Source organism: Parachitinimonas caeni (assembly GCF_030129945.1).
GTDB classification, from domain to species: domain Bacteria; phylum Pseudomonadota; class Gammaproteobacteria; order Burkholderiales; family Chitinimonadaceae; genus Parachitinimonas; species Parachitinimonas caeni.
This window is the reverse complement of sequence record NZ_JARRAF010000212.1, coordinates 1-392: the sequence shown is the minus strand read 5'-3', so window position 1 is coordinate 392 and position 392 is coordinate 1. Positions and strand designations below refer to the sequence as shown.

1 protein-coding gene is annotated in these 392 nt (G+C 54.8%); it reads left to right on the top strand.

What is annotated here, in order from left to right; translation table 11 throughout:
- On the top strand, window positions 1-233 hold a 233-nt coding region (locus tag PZA18_RS25825), incomplete at its 5' end, for a hypothetical protein (protein WP_284103475.1).
- Window positions 234-392 lie beyond the last annotated feature (159 nt).

Here is a 392-nt window from a genome sequence, read left to right as displayed (position 1 = left end):
TCCAGGTCGGCAGCTTTGCGAATGCGCCACTTGGTCTTCCCGCATCCGCACTCATTTCGCCATGGGGTGGCGCTATCCGCTATATCCGGGGTGACACACTGGTAGGCTCAAGCTGCCAGTCACAAATTGTGATTGTGATGCCCGGACCTGATAACACCCTCAACAATGCCGATGATCTGGTGTTTTCTTACAGCGGTGCGCAGGTTTTACTAGTCTATTCCAAACTACCTTGAGCACCACTTGAACCCGGCATTGCGCTAAGGGTTCCTGCAGCCACCCCTTGGGCCCCTGATATCGCGGGCAGTCCGCTCGCTATGTCATTGCACGGTATAAACCGTTTGATATTGCTGGCGTGACAGCATTTCGTCAGCGGTACGGCCGTAGCCAACGAT